The organism is Pseudomonas kitaguniensis, from assembly GCF_049199985.1.
Taxonomy (GTDB): domain Bacteria; phylum Pseudomonadota; class Gammaproteobacteria; order Pseudomonadales; family Pseudomonadaceae; genus Aquipseudomonas; species Aquipseudomonas kitaguniensis.
This window is the reverse complement of the sequence record NZ_JBLZPT010000015.1, coordinates 74,432-94,385: the sequence shown is the minus strand read 5'-3', so window position 1 is coordinate 94,385 and position 19,954 is coordinate 74,432. Positions and strand designations below refer to the sequence as shown.

Sequence of the window (19,954 nt, the reverse complement as noted above, 5' to 3'; positions counted from 1 at the left end):
CCCATTCAGCCGCGCGCGGCGGCAATCTTGATCAGTTTGGCGTAGTAGAAGCCATCGTGCCCGCCTTCTTGCGCGAGCAACTGGCGACCGTGCGGCTGCTTGATACCGGCAGCCGTGGCCAGGTCCAGCTCACGTGCGCCACTGGTGCGAGCGAGGAACGCCGCGATCACTTCGGTATTTTCGGTGGGCAAGGTCGAGCAGGTGGCGTAGAGCAGGATGCCGCCGACTTCCAGCGTCGGCCACAGCGCGTCGAGCAGTTCGCCTTGCAGCGCGGCCAGTGCAGCGATGTCATCAGCTTGGCGGGTCAGCTTGATGTCCGGGTGGCGGCGGATCACGCCGGTGGCGGAACAGGGCGCGTCCAGCAGGATGCGCTGGAACGGTTTGCCGTCCCACCACGTGGCGGTGTCGCGGCCGTCGGCGGCGATCAGGTCGGCACTCAGGCCCAGGCGCGCAAGGTTTTCGCGCACGCGCACCAACCGCTTGGCTTCCAGGTCAACCGCGACCACACCGGCGAGGTCTTTTTCGACTTCGAGGATGTGACAGGTCTTGCCGCCCGGTGCGCAGCAGGCGTCCAACACGCGCTGGCCGGGCGCCAGGTCGAGCAGGTCGGCGGCCAGTTGCGCGGCTTCGTCCTGCACGCTGACCCAGCCTTCGGCAAAGCCCGGCAGGCTGCGCACGTCGCTGGCCGCGTCGAGCACGATGCCGTCCGCACTGAACACGCACGGTGTGGCCGCGATGCCGGCAGCGCTCAGCAATTGCAGGTACGCGTCACGGCGGTGATGGCGGCGGTTGACCCGCAGGATCATCGGCGGGTGCGCATTGTTGGCCGCGCAAATGGCTTCCCATTGTTCAGGCCAAAACGCCTTGAGGGACTTTTGCAGCCAGCGCGGGTGGGCAGTGCGCACCACCGGGTCGTGTTCCAGCTCGGCCAGCAGCGCGTCGCTCTCGCGCTGGGCGCGGCGCAATACGGCATTGAGCAGGGCTTTGGCCCAAGGTTTTTTGAGTTTTTCGGCGCAACCGACGGTTTCGCCGATGGCGGCGTGGGCCGGCACACGGGTGTACAGCAACTGATAAAGGCCGACCAGCAGCAGCGCTTCCACATCCGCATCGGCTGCCTTGAACGGCTTTTGCAGCAGCTTGGCGGCCAGCGCCGACAAACGAGGCTGCCAGCGCGCGGTGCCAAAGGCCAGGTCTTGGGTGAAACCACGGTCGCGGTCTTCAACCTTGTCCATCTGAGTCGGCAATGAACTGTTCAGCGACGCCTTGCCGTTGAGTACGGCGGCGAGAGCCTTGGCGGCGGCCAGACGCGGGTTCATTGCGCGACCACCCCGAGAACGGTGCCCAAGGCAAATTTCTCACGACGGCTGTTGAATAAATCGCTGAAATTAAGCGCTTTGCCACCCGGCAATTGCAGACGAGTCAGGCACAGCGCCTGCTCACCACAGGCCACCAGCAGGCCGTCCTTGCTGGCGCCGATGATCTCACCGGGGGCGCCTTGGCCGTCAGCCAGCGTGGCGGCCAATACTTTCAAGGCTTCGCCATTCAGCGTGCTGTGGCAGACCGGCCAAGGGTTGAAGGCGCGCACCAGGCGCTCCAGCTCCACGGCCGGGCGGCTCCAGTCGATGCGGGCTTCATCTTTGTTCAGTTTGTGCGCGTAGGTGGCCAGGCTGTCGTCCTGTACTTCGCCTTCCAGCGTACCGGCAGCGAGCCCTGCGATGGCCTGGATCACGGCGGGCGGGCCCATCTCGGCGAGGCGGTCGTGCAGGCTGCCGCCGGTGTCTTCGGCGCTGATCGGGGTGATGACTTTAAGCAGCATCGGGCCGGTGTCCAGACCCGCCTCCATGCGCATCACGGTCACGCCGCTTTCAGCGTCACCGGCTTGCACCGCGCGCTGAATCGGCGCCGCACCGCGCCAGCGCGGCAGCAGCGACGCATGGCTGTTGATGCAGCCCAAGCGTGGAATATCCAGCACGGCTTGCGGCAGGATCAAGCCATAAGCCACCACCACCAGCAGGTCCGGTTTTAATGCTGCCAGCTCAGCTTGAGCCTCGGCGTTGCGCAAGGTCGGCGGTTGCAGCACAACAATAGTGTGCTCAAGCGCCAGTTGCTTGACCGGGCTCGGCATCAGTTTTTGCCCGCGACCGGCCGGGCGATCCGGTTGGGTGTACACCGCCACGACTTCATAAGGGCTGGCAAGCAACGCCTTGAGGTGTTCGGCGGCAAATTCAGGAGTGCCGGCAAAAACAATGCGCAGTGGCTCGGTCATGGGAGGTCTCGTTAAAAACAGTCACAAAAGAAAAAGGCTTGCCGCAGCAAGCCTTTGGAAGAAGGGAATCAAGCTTGCTGGCGATGCTTTTTTTCCAGCTTCTTCTTGATCCGGTCGCGTTTAAGCGTGGACAGGTAATCAACAAACAGCTTGCCGTTGAGGTGGTCGCATTCATGCTGAATGCACACCGCCAGCAGGCCTTCGGCAACCAGCTCGTAGGGCTTGCCGTCACGGTCCAGGGCCTTGATCTTCACGCGTACCGGGCGTTCGACGTTCTCGTAGAACTCCGGCACCGACAGGCAGCCTTCCTGGTATTCGCCCATCTCTTCGGTCAGCGGTTCGAACTCGGGGTTGATAAACACCCGAGGTTCGCTGCGATCTTCCGACAGGTCCATGACCACGACGCGTTGATGCACGTTGACCTGGGTCGCGGCGAGGCCGATGCCCGGTGCTTCATACATTGTTTCAAACATGTCATCGACCAACTGACGAACCTTGTCGTCCACTACGGCCACCGGCTTGGCGATCGTGCGCAGGCGCGAGTCGGGAAATTCGAGGATGTTCAAAATAGCCATAAGCGTAATTGCTGCACATGTGAGGTAGAGGCAAATCGGCGTTGGGATGGACCCACACAGCCGGTGTGAAACGTTCGGAAGCCGCGAAGGCTATGGCATTTCACGCGAACGTACATAATAAAGGAGATTCACCCCATGAGGAAATCGCTACTCGTCTTGCTGCTGTGGGCACCGCTCGCCACGGCCCTGATTCCAAAGCCCGGCCAAGCGCTGAATCAAACGACGCAGCAGGCTATTCAGCACTTTCTAGTGCATAACCGCATCCTCAATACGCCCCAGGAACTGGACAACGCGCCGTACATCGTCGCGGCCGGGGCCGGTCGCGTACTCGGCGCCAATGGCGAGCGTGTGCACGCGCGGGGTCACCTGGACCCGGCCCAGCCAACCTATGGGATCTTTCGTCGGGGCAAAACCTACATCGACCCCGACACCCAGGAACTGCTGGGTATCAACGCCGACGACATCGGCACCGCACGTTTTGTAACGGCTGGCGACCTCACCACCCTGGCGGTGCAACGGGTGACCCAGGAAGTGCGCCCGGGCGACCGTTTGCTGCGCGCCGAACCGCGTGTCGAGCTGGCCAACCTGCAAACGCCCAAGCCTGCACCCTTTATCGAAGGGCACATCATCGACATCCCCAAAGGCGTGACCCAGATCGGCGTGCGGGATGCCGTGACCTTGAACAAGGGCCGCCGCGACGGTCTGCTCGAAGGCCAACTGCTGACGGTGATCAAGGCCGGCGCTACCGTGCGCGACGTTATCAGCGGGGCGTCGACAACACTGCCGGATGAGCGTGCAGGCACCGTGCTGGTGTTTCGCACGTACGAAAAACTCAGTTATGGCGTGGTGCTCAGCGCTTCGCGTTCACTGGCCGTAATGGATCGATTCGAGGCTGCCCGACAGACTGAATAAGTAGCTTGCTAAATAAGTTACCAACAGAGTTATCCACAGCTTGTTGCGGTCAAGGACGATCAAATGTATCCGATAAACAGCAGTGAAATTTCCCCGTCTGAACTGGAAGCTCGACTACGCTTGCACAGGCTGCCGGAACTGGGTCCCAAGCGTTTTCGCGTATTGATTGACGCGTTCGGTTCTGCCTCAAAGGCGATCAGTGCACCGGCCAGCGCCTGGCGCTCGCTGGGGTTGCCAGCCAGCAGCGCCGAGGCTCGACGCAGCCCCGAAATACGTGATGGCGCCAGCCACGCATTAGCGTGGCTGGAGCGTCCCGCCCAGCATTTGCTGATGTGGGACCAGCCCGAGTACCCCGCACTGCTTGCGCAGATTGACGATGCGCCGCCGTTATTATTTGTTGCAGGCGACCCTGAAATTCTTGAAAAACCACAGTTGGCGATGGTCGGCAGCCGCCGTGCTTCCAGGCCTGGCCTGGACACTGCGGCGGCCTTTTCGCGCAGCCTGGCGAGCGCCGGTTTTGTCATCACCAGCGGCTTGGCTTTGGGCATCGACGGCGCTGCACATCAAGCGGCGCTGGATGTCGGCGGGCAGACAATCGGCGTGCTCGGCACAGGCCTCGAAAACTTTTATCCACAGCGCCACCGCCACCTCGCAGCAGCGATGATTGCCCAAGGTAGCGCAGTGGTTTCCGAGTTTCCGCTGGACGCCGCACCGCAGGCGGCCAACTTTCCGCGGCGCAATCGAATCATCAGCGGGCTGTCGCTGGGAGTGCTGGTGGTGGAAGCGGGCATGGCCAGTGGTTCGTTGATCACCGCGCGGCTGGCGGGTGAGCAAGGGCGCGAGGTGTATGCGATCCCGGGCTCTATCCATCATCCCGGCGCCAAGGGCTGTCATCAATTGATCCGCGATGGCGCAACGTTGGTGGAGTCCATCGAGCACATCCTCGAAGGCCTGCGCGGTTGGCAAGCCTTGTCCCGCCCTGCGCCGATGCCGGTCACCCATCCGTTGGTGGCACTGCTGCACGCGGCGCCCCACACCAGCGAAGCCTTGGCGATTGCCAGCGGGCGCGCGTTGTCGCAGGTGCTGGCGACGCTGACGGAGCTTGAGCTTGAAGGCTTGGTGACCTGCGATAGTGGGCGCTGGCTTGCGCGCCGCCAGCTTTTTTAGCGTGGTTTTTGTGGCTGGGTTTTGCAAAGAACATCGGTAAACTGCGCAGAGCTTTAGTCCGGAGAGTGAGCAATGGTCAACAGGTGGCGTGTGCTGGAAACCGCACGAGAAATTCGCGCAGGCGCGGTGATTGCCTATCCGACCGAAGCGGTCTGGGGCTTGGGCTGCGACCCTTGGAACGAGGCAGCGGTAGACCGTCTGCTGGCGATCAAGAATCGCTCGGTGGACAAGGGCCTGATCCTGGTGGCAGACAACATTCGCCAGTTCGATTTTCTATTTGAAGACTTCCCCGACACCTGGATCGAGCGCATGGCCAGCACCTGGCCTGGGCCGAATACCTGGCTGGTACCGCACCAGAACTTGCTGCCCGAATGGGTGACCGGTGTGCACGACACGGTCGCCTTGCGTGTCAGCGATCACCCGCTGGTGCGCGATTTGTGCGCGCTGACAGGGCCGTTGATTTCCACCTCGGCCAACCCGCAGGGCCGCCCGGCAGCGCGCACACGAATTCGTGTGGAGCAGTATTTCCGTGGCCAGGTCGATCTGGTATTGGGTGGCGCCTTGGGCGGGCGTAAAAACCCAAGCTTGATTCGTGACCTGGCGACGGGTGAGGTTGTGCGGCCGGCTTGAGACCGAGTTGGCGGAGTAGATCAAACACGCTTTCTGTGGGAGCGGGCTTGCTCGCGATTGCGGTGTGTCAGTTTAAAAATACTCATCTGACACACTGCAATCGCGAGCAAGCCCGCTCCCACAGTTTGAATGCATTCTGCTTGGGAGATTGGGTCGGCTTTTGATGTGGGAAGCGCCCCGCTATAGGCGCAATCTCACGATGAGGCCCCCACCCTGTTACGGCAACAGAATCGTCGACCCGGTCGTACGACGCCCCGACAACTCTGTATGCGCCTTCGCCGCTTCGGCCAATGAAAACCGTTGGTTGATGTCAATGCGCAGCTTGCCGCTCTTGATCATCGAGAACAGGTCATCCGCCATTAACTGCAGGTCTTTTGGGTTGCTGGCGTAAGTCGCCAACGTTGGCCGGGTGACATACAGCGAGCCTTTGGCGGCCAAAATCCCCAGGTTCACGCCATCCACCGCGCCCGATGCGTTACCAAAACTTATCAACAGACCCCGTGGCGCTACGCAGTCCAGCGAGGTCAGCCAGGTGTCTTTGCCGACGCCGTCGTACACCACCGGCACCTTTTTGCCGTCGGTCAATTCCAGTACGCGCTGTGCGACATTTTCCTTGCTGTAGTCGATGGTCTCCCAGGCGCCGAGGGATTTGGCCAAGGCGGCTTTCTCCGGCGAGCTTACGGTACCGATCAGCTTCACGCCCAAGGCTTTGGCCCATTGGCACGCGAGTGAGCCCACGCCACCGGCCGCCGCGTGGAACAGAATGGTTTCGCCGCCCTTCAGCTCATAGGTCTGGCGCAGCAAATATTGCACGGTCAGGCCCTTGAGCATGGCACCGGCGGCGTGTTCAAAGCTGATGTCGTCCGGCAGGTGCACCAGGTTGGCGGCGGGCAACACGTGCAGTTCGCTGTAGGCCCCCAGTGGGCCATTGCCGTAGGCCACACGGTCGCCGACGCTGAATTGAGTGACGTCGCTGCCGACCGCGTCGACCACGCCGGCGCCCTCCGCGCCCAACCCCGATGGCAACGCCGGCGGTGCATAAAGGCCGCTGCGGAAATAGGTGTCGATGAAATTCAGGCCAATCGCCTTGTTACGTACCCGAACCTGCTGCGGGCCTGGCTCTGCCGGTGTGTAGTCAACATATTCAAGCACTTGCGGGCCGCCATGGGCGCTGAACTGGATACGTTTAGCCATCTACCTTCTCCTTGAGTCGACTGTACGAAGCACCCTATCGGACTCCTAAGCGTGACCTTCGTCAACTGCGGCGCACGTGTGTGCGGTGTTATCCTGTGCGCCCATTTGCCGCCGACGCCCAATGGCCTCGCGTAGCTTTGCCCGATAAAGGTGACGCCATGACTACCCAAACCGAGGCTGTTAAAGCCTACCTGCTTGATCTGCAAGAGCGCATTTGCAGTGCTCTGGAAACCTTCGAGCCGGACACTCGTTTTATCGAAGATGCCTGGACTCGGCCAGCCGGCGGCGGCGGGCGCACACGTGTGCTCGAAAACGGTTCGGTCATCGAAAAAGGCGGCGTTAACTTTTCTCACGTGTTTGGCAGCGGCCTCCCACCGTCTGCCAGTGCGCATCGCCCTGAACTGGCCGGTCGCGGGTTTGAAGCCATGGGCGTGTCGCTGGTGATTCACCCGCACAACCCGCATGCACCGACATCCCACGCCAACGTGCGCTTTTTCATCGCCGAAAAAGAAGGCGAAGAACCCGTATGGTGGTTCGGTGGCGGCTTCGACCTCACGCCCTACTACGGCCATGAAGAGGACTGCATTCATTGGCATCGCGTGGCCGAGCAGGCATGTGCGCCGTTCGGGGCGGATGTATACGCGCGCTACAAGGCGTGGTGCGACACCTACTTTCATATCAAGCACCGCAACGAACCGCGCGGTATCGGCGGGCTGTTCTTCGATGATTTGAATGAGTGGGGCTTCGACACCAGCTTCGCCTTTGTTCGCGCCATTGGCGACGCTTACATCGACGCCTACTTGCCGATTCTGCAGCGGCGCAAGGCCATGGCCTATACCGAGCAGCAGCGTGAATTCCAGGAGTTTCGGCGTGGCCGCTACGTCGAATTCAACCTGGTTTACGACCGTGGCACCTTGTTCGGCCTGCAGTCGGGCGGGCGCACCGAGTCGATCCTGATGTCACTGCCGCCGCAAGTGCGCTGGAGCTACGACTGGAAAGCCGAAGCCGGCAGCGAGGAAGCACGCCTTACCGATTACTTCCTGCAAGACCGCGACTGGCTTGGCGTGGCCACGCCCAAGGCGGCGGTCTGATGGACCGTTATGTGGTGTTCGGCAACCCCATCGGCCACAGCAAGTCGCCGTTGATTCATCGAATGTTCGCCGAACAGACCGGTGAGCCGTTGGGCTACAGCACCTTGCTCGCACCGCTCGAGGATTTCAGCGGCTGCGCGCGTGAGTTTTTTCAGCAAGGGCGCGGCGCCAACGTCACCGTGCCGTTCAAGGAAGACGCTTACCGCCTGGCCCACAGCCTGACCGGACGCGCCCAGCGCGCTGGCGCGGTGAACACCCTGAGCAAGTTGGCCGATGGCAGCCTGCTCGGTGATAACACCGACGGCGCAGGCCTGGTGCGCGACCTGACGGTGAACGCCGGGTTGCAACTGCACGGCAAACGCATCCTGTTGCTGGGCGCCGGTGGCGCGGTGCGCGGGGCGTTGGAGCCCTTGCTGGCTGAGCAGCCTGGCGCGCTGATCATCGCCAACCGCACGGTGGCAAAGGCTGAGTTGCTCGCCGAGCTGTTCGACGACCTTGGGCCGGTTTCCGCCAGCGGTTTCGACTGGTTAAGTGAGCCGGTGGACCTGATCATCAATGCCACATCCGCCAGCCTGTCAGGCGATGTGCCGCCGATTGCCGGCAGCCTGATCGAGCCCGGCAAAACCTTTTGCTACGACATGATGTACGCCAAAGAGCCGACGGCGTTCTGCCGCTGGGCCACTGAACACGGTGCATCCGTGGCAATGGATGGCCTGGGCATGCTGGTTGAGCAGGCGGCGGAAGCGTTCTTCCTGTGGCGCGGCGTACGCCCGGATTCGGCGCCGGTGTTGGCTGAACTGCGTCGCCAACTGGCCTGACGCAGCGGCAACTGTGGGCACAATTATTGTGCCCACATTAGTCTTCGAAATGGATCGGGCAGTTATCGGCCCCTTCGAGTTTTCTCAATTCTTCAACGACCTGCGGCCGCGCTCGGCGCAGCGTCAGGCTACGGCCTAAACCCCTTAGCCGCCGCGCCTCCTGGTGCAGCATCTCGACCCCGGAATAATCGATAAAGTTGATCTGCTGCGCTTCGATCACCACCCGCCCGCCGTGCAAGCGTTGCAGGCGTACTTGCAGGTAATGACTGGCGCCAAAAAAGATCGAGCCGCCAACGCGTAGCACGTCCTCATCACCGTCGCGCCACTGCTGCACGCGCGGCTGCGAGGTGCGTTTGAGGTAGAAAAACAGCGATGCCAACACCCCGGCGTAGATCGCGGTTTGCAGTTCCAGCAGCAAGGTGGCGGCGCACGTCAGGCCCATCACCACACATTCAGCGCGACTGACGCGCCACAGCGCGCGAATGCTGCGATGGTCCACCAGGCCCCAGCAAATCAGCAAGATGCTGGCGGCCATGCTCGGCAGCGGAATGTGCGCGATCAACGCGGCGCCGAACAGCGCAAACAGCGCCACCCACACCGCCGAGAACACCCCGGCCAGCGGCGAGCAGGCGCCGGCTTCGTAGCTGAGGCCGGAACGCGTAAAGGAACCGGCTGACAAGTAGCCAGAGAAAAATCCGCCGACGATATTCGACAAGCCCTGCGCGCGCACTTCCTGGTTCGCATCAAGCAACTGTTGCGAGCGCGCCGACAACGAGCGGGCAATCGACAGGCTGGTGACCAGCCCCAGCATGCCCACCGCCACCGCGCTGGGCAGCAGGCGCAGGAGCATGTCCAAGTCCAGCGGCAATGGGCTGAACGGCGGCAGCTTGCCGACAAACGCGCTCACCCGCGCCACATGCCCGAACATGGCCGGCCACAGCCACGCCGCCAGGCTGCCCAAGGCCAGCGCAATCAGCAGCGTCGGCCAGCGCGGCAGCCAATACTTGAGCAGCGCGCCAGCCAACAATGTGCTTAAGCCGAGAGCGAGCGAGGCGCGGTCCCATTCGCCGCCGTGATCGACAAGCGCCAGCACACTTTTGATCGCCGTGGCCTGGCTCGGCAAATCCAGCCCCAACAGGTTAGGCAGTTGCCCCAAGGCAATCACCACGGCGGCGCCGAGGGTGAAACCCAGCACCACCGGATGCGAAACAAAATTCACCAGCGCGCCGAAGCGCAGCATGCCGAGCAACCACTGGAAAACCCCGGCGAGGAAGGTGAGCAGCAGGATGAGCGTGATGTAGTCCTGCGAACCCGGCACGGCGAGTGGGCTGACGCTGGCGTAGAGCACGATGGAAATCGCCGCCGTCGGGCCACAGATAAGGTGCCACGACGAGCCCCACAGGCAGGCGATCAGCACCGGGATAATCGCCGCGTACAGACCGTACTCCGGTGGCAGGCCGGCAATCAGCGCGTAGGCAATTGACTGTGGTAACGCGAGCACCGCGCCACTGAGGCCGACCATCGCGTCCCGGCCGACGCTGGCGCGGGTTTGGCGCGGGAGCCAGGAGAGGAAGGGGAAGAGTGTATGGCGGTTGGGCCGGGGCATCGCAGACTCGGGTTGAAAGGTTTGAGCCAGAATATCAGGCTGCTAATAATCGTTCCCACGCGAGCGTGGGAACGATCAGCGTGCTAGAGCTTGGCTTTTACCGCTGCCAATGCGTCCTGGCCATCGACGGTTTTCACGCCATCCAGCCACGTGTCCAGCACGGCCGGGTTGGCCTTGATCCATGCCTTCGCCGCCTGCGCATTGCTGACCTTGTTGTTGGCCACCTCGGCCATGATTGCGTTCTCCATCTCTTGGGTAAAACTCAGGTTGGTCAGCAACTTTCCTACGTTCGGGCAGGACTGCGCATAACCTTTGCGGGTCAAGGTGTACACGCTGCCGGTGTCGCCGAAGTATTTCTCGCCGCCCTTGAGGTAGTGCATTTTCAACTGCACGTTCATTGGGTGTGGCGTCCAGCCGAGGAAGGTCACGAAGCGCTGCTTCTTCACTGCCCGCGACACTTCGGCGAGCATTGCCTGCTCGCTGGATTCCACGAGCTTCCATTGGCCGAGATCAAAGTCGTTTTTCTTGATGATTTCCTGCAACGAGATATTCGCCGGCGCGCCGGAGCCGATGCCGTAGATCTTTTTGTCGAACTTGTCGGCAAACGTGTTCAGGTCGGCAAACTCATGCACGCCGGCGTCCCACACGTAGTCCGGCACGGCGAGGGTGAACTCGGTGCCGTCGAGGTTTTTCGCCAGTTGCACCACGTCGCCGTTGGCCACGAACTTGTCATAAAAACCCTGCTGCGCCGGCATCCAGTTGCCCATGAATACATCGACTTTGCCGTCCTTGAGCCCACCAAACGTGATCGGCACCGCCAGCGTGTCGACCTTGGCTTTGTAACCCATGCCCGTCAGCAGAAAACCGGTGATGGCATTGGTGGCGGCAATGTCGCTCCAGCCCGGATCGGCCATCTTCACCGTTTCACAACTGGCATCCGCGTACACATTGGCGCTTGTCAGCGCCAATGTCGCTAGCATCACAGTCAACTTTTGCATGGCCTTCCCTTTGTCTGATTATTGGTCTTGGCAGGGTTGTGGATAACGTGCCTTGCGCTCCAGGTCGTCGAGGTCGATATGGTTGCGCATGTATTGCTGACTGGCGTCTACCAGTGGCTGGTGGTCCCAGCTCTTCAGCTTGCCTTCGGTCAGTGCTTCAAACACCAGACGACGGCGGCGTTGGCTGGCGAGCACCTGTTGGTGGATCGCCGGGATGTCCCATTTGGCCCGCGCCTCACTCAAAAACGCCTCGAACAGTGGCCGGTGTTCCGGTGACTGGCTGAGGTTCTCCCGCTCGTGCGGGTCATTGTGCACATCGAAGAGTAAACAAGGGTCGTCTTCGCTGTAGATGAATTTGTAGGCGCCACGGCGGATCATCATCAGCGGGCTGATGGTGCCTTCGGCCATGTATTCGCCGAACACTTCGTCGTGCCCGCCCTCCCCCAGCAAGTGCGGGACCAGCGAGCGGCCGTCCAGCGGCAGAAGCGGGTCCAGCTCGCCGCCGGCCAGCTCCACCAGGGTCGGCAGCAGGTCGGCAGTCGACACTGCCTTGCTCACGCGGCCAGCGGCAAACTGCCCCGGCGCACTGACCAGCAGCGGCACGCGGGCGGCCATTTCAAACCAGTGCATCTTGTACCAGAGGCCGCGCTCGCCAAGCATGTCGCCGTGGTCGCCAGAGAAAATAATCAGGGTGTCATCACTCAGGCCGGTGTCTTCGAGGGTTTGCAGCAGCTTGCCGACGTTGCTGTCGATATAGCTGCAGGCACCGAAGTAGGCGCGGCGTGCATCGCGAATCTTGTTCAGCGGCAGCGGCTTGTCCCACAGGTCATAGACCTTGAGCAGGCGTTGCGAATGCGGGTCTTGGTCAGCTTGCGGGGGCGTGGCAGGCAACGGGATGTCGCTGTCGTCGTACAAATCCCAGAACGGCTTGGGAATCGTGTACGGGTCGTGTGGGTGAGTCATCGACACGGTCAGGCAGAACGGCTGGTCACCGTCTTCGCGAATATGGTCGAACAGGTATTGCTGCGCCTTGAACACCACCTCTTCGTCGAAATCCAGTTGGTTGGTACGCACGCACGGGCCGGCTTGCAGCACCGACGCCATGTTGTGGTACCACGTGGGCCGTACATCCGGCTCGTCCCAGTTCACCGCCCAGCCATAGTCGGCGGGGTAAATGTCGCTGGTCAGGCGCTCCTCAAAGCCGTGCAACTGGTCTGGCCCGCAGAAGTGCATCTTGCCCGACAGCGCAGTGCGGTAGCCGAGGCGGCGCAGGTAGTGGGCGTAGGTCGGTACATCGGCGGGAAAGTCGGCCGCATTGTCGTAGGCGCCGATTTTGCTCGGCAACTGGCCGCTGACCAGCGTGAAGCGCGACGGTGCGCACAAGGGGCTGTTGCAATACGCGGCGTCGAACACCACGCCTTGTGCGGCAAGGCGGCTGAGGTTGGGCAACTTGATAGGCGAAGGACCGTAGAACGGAAGCAACGGCGCGGCCATTTGATCGGCCATGATGAAAAGAATGTTCTTGCGCTTCATAAGTCTTCGGCATTCCATAGGCGGTGTTTATGCGAATGAGCATGCGGCCCATGGAAATTGGGGTAAAGCCCATGAAAAGCAATGTCTAGGATAAGCACAGCTTATGTATGAAGCCCTCGGTGATGTGTCGCTCGACCTGCTCCGCGCGTTTGAAGCGGCGGGGCGCCACCGCAGCTTTACCGCCGCCGCGATGGAGCTGGGCAGCACTCAGCCGGCCGTCAGCCAGCAGATCAAGCGCCTTGAAGAGCAACTGGCGATTCGCCTGTTTGATCGCATTTACCGTGGCATCGAACTGACCGACGCGGGCGCCCTGCTCTTCGAACACGTGCAGGGCGGCTTGCAAAGCATCAACCACGGCTTGAGCGCGATCACCCAACAAGACCAGCACGAAGTGCTGCAGGTGGCCACCGACTTCGCCTTCGCTGCGTATTGGCTGATGCCACGCCTGCATCGTTTTCACGCGGCCAACCCTCACGTCGACGTGAGCCTGGTCACCAGCCAGCGCAACCACGCCACCTTGCGCAGTGATATTGACGTGGCGGTGTTGTTTGGCGATGGCCGTTTCAAACAGGGCGACAGCCTGTGGCTGTTCAATGAGGAAGCGTTCCCGGTGTGCAGCCCGCAATGGCTCAAGGACCAGGCCACGCCGCTGACGGTGCAGAGTTTGCCCGACTACCCGTTGCTGCACCTGCGTCAGGAAAACAACAGCCATTGGTTCGATTGGAGCGGCGTGTTTCGCGAGCTGGGCATCACCACCGCACCGACGCCCGGCCAACTGCGTTTTGACAATTACACCCTGCTGATCCAGGCGGCGATTGCCGGGCAGGGCGTGGCCATCGGCTGGCGGCACCTGGTGGACAGCATGCTCGAACAGAACTGGCTGTGCCGTCCTATCCGCGACACGGTGATCTCGCGCTACGGTTATTACGTAGTGCAGCCGCAGCGCAAACGTCGCGGGCAGTTGGTCGAGCGCTTTGTCGACTGGCTGGTGGCCGAGCAAGCCAGCAACGTGCAGTCGCTGACCGGGCTGGCCCTACCGTCGATTGCGGTCTAGGATTTGGCGCACATCGCAGACGGATTTCGCCATGCAACGAATCAAGGGTTACCACGCCCATATCTACTTTGACGCCCACAGCATCGAGCAAGCGCGCACCTTGTGTGAAGACGCAGCCAAGCTGTTTCCGCTGCGCATGGGCAACGTGCATGAGCGGCCCGTAGGCCCGCACCCGGACTGGAGCTGCCAACTGGCGTTCGACCCGGAATACATCGGCGTGGTGCTGCCGTGGCTGGCGCTGCACCGCGAAGGGCTGGTGGTGTTCTTGCACCCCAATACCGGCGATGACCTGAAGGACCACACCGATTACGCGATCTGGATGGGCGCGATGCGCGAACTGAATCTGTCTGCGCTTTAACCAAGGCTGAATACGCGCCCCGTCAGCGTGTGCAGGGACGCGGGATTTTTGCACGCCAAAACCCAATATATGGGACTGTTATTTATATATTGAGATTTATCAGCGCGTAGGTTTATATTCGTCCATCTGCTTTTTTCAGCACCCACTCATTTCAGGTGAAGCGATGCAGGCGCAATTGATCGCGCTCGACTGGGGGACCAGCTCCCTTCGTGCTTATAAACTCGGCCCGGCTGGCGAGGTGCTCGAACAGCGCTCGCTGGCGTTCGGGATCATGCACCTGCCCAGCGAACCCCGCGACATCGCCGGTATGCGCTGTAGCGATGGCTTCGAGTTGGCGTTCGATGCCGCCTGCGGCGATTGGCTCGACGCCCAGCCCGGCCTGGCGGTGATTGCCTGCGGCATGGTCGGCAGCGCTCAGGGCTGGAGCGAAGCGGCCTATCGCAACACCCCGGTGGATGTCGCAAGCTTGGGCCAGGCGCTGCATACAGTCCGCAGCCTGCGTGGCGTGGTGGTGCACATTGTGCCTGGCGTGATTGAGCAGGTCGGTTTGCCCAACGTAATGCGCGGTGAAGAAACCCAAGTGCTCGGCGTGTTGCAGAGCCTTAACAGCGACGCCTTGATCGGCCTGCCTGGCAGCCATTCCAAATGGGTTGAGGTGGTGGGTGGTCGCATCACGCACTTCGACACCTTCATGACCGGTGAACTGTTCGCGATACTCAGCAAGCACAGCATCCTGGGGCGTACTCAAAAAACCTCGGAACAGTTCCAGACACAGGCCTTTGACCGAGGCGTGCAAGTCGCGCTGTCGGCAGACGGCCAGCGTGGCGTGCTGTCGACGTTGTTCAGCGCGCGCACGCTGGGGCTGACGGCTGAGCTTGCGCCTGAGCAACAACCCGATTACTTGTCTGGCCTGCTGATCGGCCACGAACTCGCGGGCTTGCCGGCCAGCGCCAAACACCAGCCGATCATCCTGGTCGGCGCCGCCGCCCTTTGCATGCGCTACCAACGCGCCCTCGCCCTCTGCGGCTTCGCCCACGTCAGCCTGGCGCAAGAAGCCACCGAGCGCGGCTTGTGGCAATTGGCCGTGGCGGCCGGGCTCACTCAACCTGTATCGGAGGCCTGACATGCTCAAGCAAGCACTCACACACAACGGTTTGATCGCGATTTTACGCGGTGTGCGACCGGACGAAGCCCGTGAGATTGGCCAGGTGCTTTACGCCGCTGGCTTCCGGGTGATCGAAGTGCCGCTCAATTCACCCGAGCCTTACACCAGCATCCGCACGCTGCGCGACAGCCTGCCCGCCGATTGCCTGATCGGCGCGGGCACGGTGTTGACGCCAGAGCAAGTTGAACAGGTCAAGGCCGCCGGTGGCCAGGTGATCGTTATGCCCCACAGCGATGCCAAGGTGTTGCGCGCCGCCAAAGCGGCGGGCCTGTACCTGTCGCCAGGCGTGGCCACGCCGACCGAGGCGTTTGCCGCACTGGCTGAAGGCGCGGACGTGTTGAAGCTGTTCCCGGCCGAGCAAATGGGCCCGGCAGTGATCAAGGCCTGGCTCGCGGTATTGCCAGCGGGCACGTTGTTGCTGCCGGTCGGCGGCGTTACACCAGACAACATGCAGGTGTATTTCGACGCCGGCGCCAAGGGCTTCGGGCTGGGCTCCGGGTTGTTCAAACCGGGCATGTCTGTGGATCAAGTGGCGAGCAGCGCGCAGGCGTACGTCGCGGCCTGGAACGCGCTTCATTGATTGCAAGCTTTGCGCCCTGGGCGCTGCATCGACAAGAGAGATAAGAAGATGAAAATCACCAAACTGACTACCTTCATCGTTCCGCCGCGCTGGTGCTTCCTCAAGGTCGAAACCGACCAGGGCGTGACCGGCTGGGGCGAGCCCGTGGTCGAAGGCCGCGCCCACACGGTGGCCGCTGCGGTTGAGGAACTGTCCGACTACTTGATCGGCAAAGACCCACGCAATATCGAAGACATCTGGACCGTGCTCTATCGCGGCGGCTTCTACCGGGGCGGCGCCGTGCATATGAGCGCCCTCGCCGGTATCGACCAGGCGTTGTGGGACATCAAGGGCAAGGCGCTGGGTGTGTCGGTCAGCGATTTGCTGGGCGGCCAGGTGCGCGACAAAATCCGCGTGTATTCGTGGATCGGCGGCGACCGCCCGGCCGACACTGCGCGTGCCGCCAAAGAAGCCGTGGGCCGTGGTTTTACCGCAGTAAAAATGAACGGTACCGAAGAATTACAGTTCGTCGACAGCTTTGAAAAGGTCGACCTGGCGCTGGCCAACGTGGCCGCTGTGCGCGATGCCGTCGGCCCTAACGTCGGCATCGGCGTCGACTTCCATGGCCGCGTGCACAAGCCCATGGCCAAAGTGCTGATGAAGGAACTGGACGCCTACAAGCTGATGTTCATCGAAGAGCCGGTGCTCAGCGAAAACTACGAAGCACTCAAAGAACTTGCGCCGCTGACCAGCACGCCGATCGCTTTGGGCGAGCGCCTGTTCTCGCGCTGGGATTTCAAGCGTGTGCTCAGCGAAGGTTACGTCGACATCATCCAGCCCGATGCTTCCCACGCGGGTGGCATCACCGAAACCCGCAAAATCGCCAACATGGCCGAAGCCTACGACGTGGCCTTGGCCCTGCACTGCCCGCTCGGGCCGATTGCCTTGGCGGCCTGCCTGCAACTCGACGCGGTTTGTTACAACGCGTTTATCCAGGAGCAAAGCCTGGGCATCCATTACAACGAGAGCAACGACCTGCTCGACTACGTGCGCGACCCGGGCGTGTTCGACTATGACAAAGGCTTCGTGAAGATCCCCAATGGGCCAGGGCTGGGCATCGAGATCAACGAGGAATACGTGATCGAGCGCGCGGCCATCGGCCACCGCTGGCGCAACCCGATCTGGCGCCACGCCGACGGCAGCTTCGCCGAATGGTGATTTTTATCTGAAGTAATGCGGATCAACATGTGGGAGGGGGCTTGCTCCCGATGGCAGTGGACCAGCCGCCGAAGAAGTCGACTGACACTCCGCCATCGGGAGCAAGCCCCCTCCCACATTGACCGCGTTGCTCCCGAGAGTTGTTTACTGCGTCCTCAATAAACATAAGAAGAGGCTACCCATGCAACCTGAATCCTTCACTGGGCAGGCTCCCTTAGTCGCGCCCAGCAGAAAGCGTTTCTTCATCATGGTGCTGTTGTTTATCACCGTGGTGATCAACTACCTCGACCGCAGCAACCTGTCGATTGCAGCGCCAGCGCTGACCAGCGAGCTGGGTATCGACCCGGTGCACGTCGGGCTGATCTTCTCGGCCTTCGGCTGGACCTACGCCGCCATGCAAATTCCTGGCGGCTGGCTGGTGGATCGGGTGCCGCCGCGCATCCTCTACACCGTGGCCCTGTTGTTGTGGTCGATTGCCACCGTAATGCTTGGCTTTGCCGCCAGCTTTATCGCGCTGTTCGTGCTGCGCATGGCGGTCGGCGCGCTCGAAGCGCCGGCTTACCCGATCAATAGCCGCGTGGTCACCACCTGGTTTCCCGAGCGCGAGCGCGCCACGGCGATTGGCGTTTATACCTCCGGGCAGTTTGTCGGGCTGGCGTTTCTTACGCCGGTGCTGGCGTGGCTGCAACACACGTTCGGCTGGCACATGGTGTTTGTCGCCACCGGCGGCGTGGGCATTCTGTGGGCGCTGGTGTGGTACGCGGTGTACCGCGAGCCGAAGGATTTCAAAGGCGCCAACGCGGCTGAAATCGAACTGATCCGCGAAGGCGGCGGGCTCGTGGATATGCAGGCCAAAGTGGTCAAGGCACCGTTCAGTTGGGTCGACCTGGGCATCGTACTGACCAAGCGCAAGCTGTGGGGCATTTACCTGGGGCAGTTCTGCCTGAACTCCACGCTGTGGTTTTTCCTGACGTGGTTCCCGACCTACCTGGTGAAATATCGCGGCATGGACTTCATCAAGTCCGGCCTGCTCGCGTCGCTGCCGTTTTTGGCGGCGTTTGTCGGCGTGCTGTGTTCGGGGATTTTCTCTGACTGGCTGATTCGCCGGGGCGCGTCGGTGGGTTTTGCGCGCAAGCTACCGATCATCAGTGGCTTGCTGATTTCCACCGCGATCATCGGCGCCAATTACGTGGACTCCACGGCCTGGGTGATTGCGTTTCTGGCAGTGGCGTTTTTCGGCAATGGCCTGGCGTCGATTACCTGGTCACTGGTATCGACCCTGGCGCCCGCGCGGTTGCTTGGCCTGACGGGAGGCGTGTTCAACTTCATTGGCAACTTGTCGGCGATTACCACGCCGATCGTGATCGGCTTTCTGGCCAGCGGCGACTCGTTTGCGCCAGCGATCACCTACATCGCCGTGCTGGCGTTGCTGGGCGCGCTTTCGTACGTATTGCTGGTAGGCAAGGTCGAGCGCATAGAGTTGTAGCGGGCGATTAACTCTTGTGGCGAGCAAGCCCGCTCGCCACAGGAGACAGCAAGCCACAAAGTCTCTTAGAAACCCACTTCGTGTAAATCAGCGTTTGCGCTCCCGATTATCTGGAAGGGTGCACACGTGGATAAATATCATGACGAGCGAGAGCCAGCCCATAACCGAGTTATCTGCGTACCCTATAAACGGTAACGTGCTATCTCGCAAAAAAAAACCGTGAATAGAGGCGCACAGTACGTTGTAGATCCCGGCCCCCCAAAACTTCAAGGCAGAAAAGCGGCGACCTGAAAACGCGAAGTATGCCCAGTAGGACGGCCAGTACAGAAGTAGTGTTATCAGCACAAAGGCGGGGTAAAAAATGAAGTTAGTCATCGGAAGGGTGGCACACGTCATACATGGTTTTTGCATTCATACCCGGTCTGACACTTGTTGCCGATAGAGTTTTGGGTTGAACAACCCGCCGAAATCAGTCGTTGTGCCTTCCCGGTAATGGTCATGTAACCGTGATTAGCCATGCGTGAACTCCCTTTAGTAAGGAGAACACCGTATTTCAATGGTTTTGAGTTGTGTTGTAGGGCACTTCTGAAAATTTAAACGAAATATCCGGGATTCAGAGCCGACGAAGGGGCTGTGAGAGTTCTGGCTTGTTAGGTTGAGCGCGTTGCTCTGTCGCTGGCGATTAACTCTTGTGGCGAGCGAGCAAGCCCGCTCGCCACACAGGATGGCTGGGTACAACAAGCCCGCTCGCTACAGAAGGGTTGGGTGTCAGTTGAGCACGCCGTCGAGGATTTCGTAGACGATGCCGGTGCCGACGGCGATCAGCACCACGTCTGGGCCGGAGCGGCGCCATTCGTAGCCCGGGTACGCGGGCAGGCGGGCCAGCGCGCGGCCGTCGAGGCGTTCGCCGTAGTAACCGCGTGGCAAGGGTTGGCCACGCACCAGGCGTACGTTCGGCGGCGGCGGCGCGCCGCGCGAGAACTGGCCGTGGTTGTCGTGGATGATCTGGCGCACCGGGCCGAAATCCTGGGGCGGGCCACCACGGCGGTTGTCTTGCGGCCCGCGATGGTCGTCGCCACGTTGTTCGTGCTGGCCTTGCGGGCCGCCACGGTCGGGGCCGCCTTGATCGTTGGGCGCGGCCTGCGCCAGGGCACTTGCGCCGAGCATCAGTACGCCAAGACCAGCGATCAAGCGTTTAGGCATTTTCATGGGTGTTTCCTCAGTACTGCACGAACAAAAAAGGGATGTCGAACGAGGTTCGAAATCCCTTGGTCTTGTCACTTTAGGTACTGATCCGGCGGTTTGATTCCTCTGTATCAGGAAC

General features: G+C 61.4%; 19 protein-coding genes and 1 pseudogene. 11 read left to right on the top strand and 9 right to left on the bottom strand.

The window, feature by feature from the left end; translation table 11 throughout:
• Positions 1 to 5 precede the first annotated feature (5 nt).
• The 3 genes from rsmB to def form a co-directional block, all read right to left on the bottom strand.
• Positions 6 to 1,316 (bottom strand): 16S rRNA (cytosine(967)-C(5))-methyltransferase RsmB, encoded by a 1,311-nt coding sequence (gene rsmB / locus ACOZK9_RS18690; RefSeq protein ID WP_421556324.1) that lies wholly within the window; start codon positions 1,314 to 1,316, stop codon positions 6 to 8.
• Positions 1,313 to 2,266 (bottom strand): methionyl-tRNA formyltransferase, encoded by a 954-nt coding sequence (gene fmt / locus ACOZK9_RS18685; protein WP_421556323.1) that lies wholly within the window; start codon positions 2,264 to 2,266, stop codon positions 1,313 to 1,315. The genes rsmB and fmt overlap by 4 nt, the downstream gene beginning before the upstream one ends.
• Positions 2,267 to 2,334: 68 nt before the next feature.
• Positions 2,335 to 2,841 carry a peptide deformylase gene (def, locus tag ACOZK9_RS18680; protein ID WP_122249636.1) on the bottom strand — a complete coding sequence of 169 codons (507 nt, stop codon included), beginning with the start codon at positions 2,839 to 2,841 and terminating at the stop codon, positions 2,335 to 2,337.
• Positions 2,842 to 2,976: 135 nt separating this feature from the next.
• Between def and ACOZK9_RS18675 the strand changes: the two genes are divergently transcribed.
• The 3 genes from ACOZK9_RS18675 (at position 2,977) to tsaC (ending at position 5,550) form a co-directional block, all read left to right on the top strand.
• A complete protein-coding gene (locus ACOZK9_RS18675) occupies positions 2,977 to 3,753 on the top strand; it encodes a hypothetical protein (RefSeq protein WP_058415830.1) in 777 nt (258 codons plus the stop codon).
• Positions 3,754 to 3,816: 63 nt separating this feature from the next.
• Positions 3,817 to 4,920 carry a DNA-processing protein DprA gene (gene dprA / locus ACOZK9_RS18670; protein ID WP_058415831.1) on the top strand — a complete coding sequence of 368 codons (1,104 nt, stop codon included), beginning with the start codon at positions 3,817 to 3,819 and terminating at the stop codon, positions 4,918 to 4,920.
• Between the two features lie 72 nt (positions 4,921 to 4,992).
• Complete coding sequence (gene tsaC, locus ACOZK9_RS18665) at positions 4,993 to 5,550, top strand: L-threonylcarbamoyladenylate synthase type 1 TsaC (RefSeq protein ID WP_152751270.1); 558 nt, start codon at positions 4,993 to 4,995, stop codon at positions 5,548 to 5,550.
• Between the two features lie 216 nt (positions 5,551 to 5,766).
• On the opposite strand, the gene ACOZK9_RS18660 is transcribed toward tsaC, so the two are convergent.
• Positions 5,767 to 6,744: an NADPH:quinone reductase gene (locus tag ACOZK9_RS18660; protein WP_058414562.1), complete on the bottom strand. Its 978-nt coding sequence runs from the start codon at positions 6,742 to 6,744 to the stop codon at positions 5,767 to 5,769.
• A gap of 158 nt (positions 6,745 to 6,902) precedes the next feature.
• On the opposite strand from ACOZK9_RS18660, the gene hemF reads away from it, so the two are divergent.
• A complete protein-coding gene (gene hemF, locus ACOZK9_RS18655; RefSeq protein ID WP_421556322.1) occupies positions 6,903 to 7,835 on the top strand; it encodes an oxygen-dependent coproporphyrinogen oxidase in 933 nt (310 codons plus the stop codon).
• A complete protein-coding gene (gene aroE, locus ACOZK9_RS18650; RefSeq protein ID WP_421556321.1) occupies positions 7,835 to 8,653 on the top strand; it encodes a shikimate dehydrogenase in 819 nt (272 codons plus the stop codon). Before hemF ends, aroE begins: the two co-directional genes overlap by 1 nt.
• Before the next feature lie 37 nt (positions 8,654 to 8,690).
• Here aroE and ACOZK9_RS18645 read toward each other — a convergent pair whose 3' ends face one another.
• From ACOZK9_RS18645 to betC, 3 genes are all read right to left on the bottom strand, one after another.
• Positions 8,691 to 10,259 carry a SulP family inorganic anion transporter gene (locus ACOZK9_RS18645; protein ID WP_421556320.1) on the bottom strand — a complete coding sequence of 523 codons (1,569 nt, stop codon included), beginning with the start codon at positions 10,257 to 10,259 and terminating at the stop codon, positions 8,691 to 8,693.
• Positions 10,260 to 10,342: 83 nt separating this feature from the next.
• Complete coding sequence (gene choX, locus ACOZK9_RS18640) at positions 10,343 to 11,257, bottom strand: choline ABC transporter substrate-binding protein (protein WP_122249631.1); 915 nt, start codon at positions 11,255 to 11,257, stop codon at positions 10,343 to 10,345.
• A gap of 18 nt (positions 11,258 to 11,275) precedes the next feature.
• Complete coding sequence (gene betC, locus ACOZK9_RS18635; RefSeq protein WP_421556319.1) at positions 11,276 to 12,790, bottom strand: choline-sulfatase; 1,515 nt, start codon at positions 12,788 to 12,790, stop codon at positions 11,276 to 11,278.
• A 103-nt stretch (positions 12,791 to 12,893) separates the two neighbouring features.
• Here betC and ACOZK9_RS18630 point away from each other — a divergent pair, with 103 nt between their 5' ends.
• The 6 genes from ACOZK9_RS18630 (at position 12,894) to ACOZK9_RS18605 (ending at position 18,630) form a co-directional block, all read left to right on the top strand.
• Positions 12,894 to 13,844 carry a choline sulfate utilization transcriptional regulator gene (locus ACOZK9_RS18630; RefSeq protein WP_421556318.1) on the top strand — a complete coding sequence of 317 codons (951 nt, stop codon included), beginning with the start codon at positions 12,894 to 12,896 and terminating at the stop codon, positions 13,842 to 13,844.
• Between the two features lie 31 nt (positions 13,845 to 13,875).
• Positions 13,876 to 14,202 (top strand): DOPA 4,5-dioxygenase family protein, encoded by a 327-nt coding sequence (locus tag ACOZK9_RS18625; RefSeq protein WP_058414569.1) that lies wholly within the window; start codon positions 13,876 to 13,878, stop codon positions 14,200 to 14,202.
• 163 nt (positions 14,203 to 14,365) lie between these two features.
• Positions 14,366 to 15,325, top strand: a complete 960-nt coding sequence (locus ACOZK9_RS18620; RefSeq protein ID WP_421556317.1) for a 2-dehydro-3-deoxygalactonokinase — start codon at positions 14,366 to 14,368, stop codon at positions 15,323 to 15,325.
• 1 nt (position 15,326) lies between these two features.
• A complete protein-coding gene (locus tag ACOZK9_RS18615; protein ID WP_421556316.1) occupies positions 15,327 to 15,947 on the top strand; it encodes a 2-dehydro-3-deoxy-6-phosphogalactonate aldolase in 621 nt (206 codons plus the stop codon).
• 48 nt (positions 15,948 to 15,995) lie between these two features.
• Positions 15,996 to 17,144 carry a galactonate dehydratase gene (dgoD, locus tag ACOZK9_RS18610; RefSeq protein WP_058414572.1) on the top strand — a complete coding sequence of 383 codons (1,149 nt, stop codon included), beginning with the start codon at positions 15,996 to 15,998 and terminating at the stop codon, positions 17,142 to 17,144.
• Between the two features lie 181 nt (positions 17,145 to 17,325).
• Entirely contained in the window at positions 17,326 to 18,630 is a 1,305-nt protein-coding gene (locus tag ACOZK9_RS18605; protein WP_122249627.1) for an MFS transporter, read from the top strand.
• A 413-nt stretch (positions 18,631 to 19,043) separates the two neighbouring features.
• Here ACOZK9_RS18605 and ACOZK9_RS18600 read toward each other — a convergent pair.
• A pseudogene (locus ACOZK9_RS18600) lies at positions 19,044 to 19,148 on the bottom strand (type VI secretion system tube protein Hcp); the annotation flags it as partial.
• Positions 19,149 to 19,398: 250 nt separating this feature from the next.
• Positions 19,399 to 19,839, bottom strand: a complete 441-nt coding sequence (locus ACOZK9_RS18595; RefSeq protein WP_058414574.1) for an anti-virulence regulator CigR family protein — start codon at positions 19,837 to 19,839, stop codon at positions 19,399 to 19,401.
• Between the last annotated feature and the right edge of the window lie 115 nt (positions 19,840 to 19,954).

Bases quoted from the DNA above. Each gene is read 5' to 3' on its own strand.
- rsmB (WP_421556324.1), bottom strand. From the start codon at position 1,316: ATGAACCCGCGTCTGGCCGCCGCCAAGGCTCTCGCCGCCGTACTCAAC.
- fmt (WP_421556323.1), bottom strand. From the start codon at position 2,266: ATGACCGAGCCACTGCGCATTGTTTTTGCCGGCACTCCTGAATTTGCC.
- def (WP_122249636.1), bottom strand. From the start codon at position 2,841: ATGGCTATTTTGAACATCCTCGAATTTCCCGACTCGCGCCTGCGCACG.
- ACOZK9_RS18675 (WP_058415830.1), top strand. From the start codon at position 2,977: ATGAGGAAATCGCTACTCGTCTTGCTGCTGTGGGCACCGCTCGCCACG.
- dprA (WP_058415831.1), top strand. From the start codon at position 3,817: ATGTATCCGATAAACAGCAGTGAAATTTCCCCGTCTGAACTGGAAGCT.
- tsaC (WP_152751270.1), top strand. From the start codon at position 4,993: ATGGTCAACAGGTGGCGTGTGCTGGAAACCGCACGAGAAATTCGCGCA.
- ACOZK9_RS18660 (WP_058414562.1), bottom strand. From the start codon at position 6,744: ATGGCTAAACGTATCCAGTTCAGCGCCCATGGCGGCCCGCAAGTGCTT.
- hemF (WP_421556322.1), top strand. From the start codon at position 6,903: ATGACTACCCAAACCGAGGCTGTTAAAGCCTACCTGCTTGATCTGCAA.
- aroE (WP_421556321.1), top strand. From the start codon at position 7,835: ATGGACCGTTATGTGGTGTTCGGCAACCCCATCGGCCACAGCAAGTCG.
- ACOZK9_RS18645 (WP_421556320.1), bottom strand. From the start codon at position 10,259: ATGCCCCGGCCCAACCGCCATACACTCTTCCCCTTCCTCTCCTGGCTC.
- choX (WP_122249631.1), bottom strand. From the start codon at position 11,257: ATGCAAAAGTTGACTGTGATGCTAGCGACATTGGCGCTGACAAGCGCC.
- betC (WP_421556319.1), bottom strand. From the start codon at position 12,790: ATGAAGCGCAAGAACATTCTTTTCATCATGGCCGATCAAATGGCCGCG.
- ACOZK9_RS18630 (WP_421556318.1), top strand. From the start codon at position 12,894: ATGTATGAAGCCCTCGGTGATGTGTCGCTCGACCTGCTCCGCGCGTTT.
- ACOZK9_RS18625 (WP_058414569.1), top strand. From the start codon at position 13,876: ATGCAACGAATCAAGGGTTACCACGCCCATATCTACTTTGACGCCCAC.
- ACOZK9_RS18620 (WP_421556317.1), top strand. From the start codon at position 14,366: ATGCAGGCGCAATTGATCGCGCTCGACTGGGGGACCAGCTCCCTTCGT.
- ACOZK9_RS18615 (WP_421556316.1), top strand. From the start codon at position 15,327: ATGCTCAAGCAAGCACTCACACACAACGGTTTGATCGCGATTTTACGC.
- dgoD (WP_058414572.1), top strand. From the start codon at position 15,996: ATGAAAATCACCAAACTGACTACCTTCATCGTTCCGCCGCGCTGGTGC.
- ACOZK9_RS18605 (WP_122249627.1), top strand. From the start codon at position 17,326: ATGCAACCTGAATCCTTCACTGGGCAGGCTCCCTTAGTCGCGCCCAGC.
- ACOZK9_RS18595 (WP_058414574.1), bottom strand. From the start codon at position 19,839: ATGAAAATGCCTAAACGCTTGATCGCTGGTCTTGGCGTACTGATGCTC.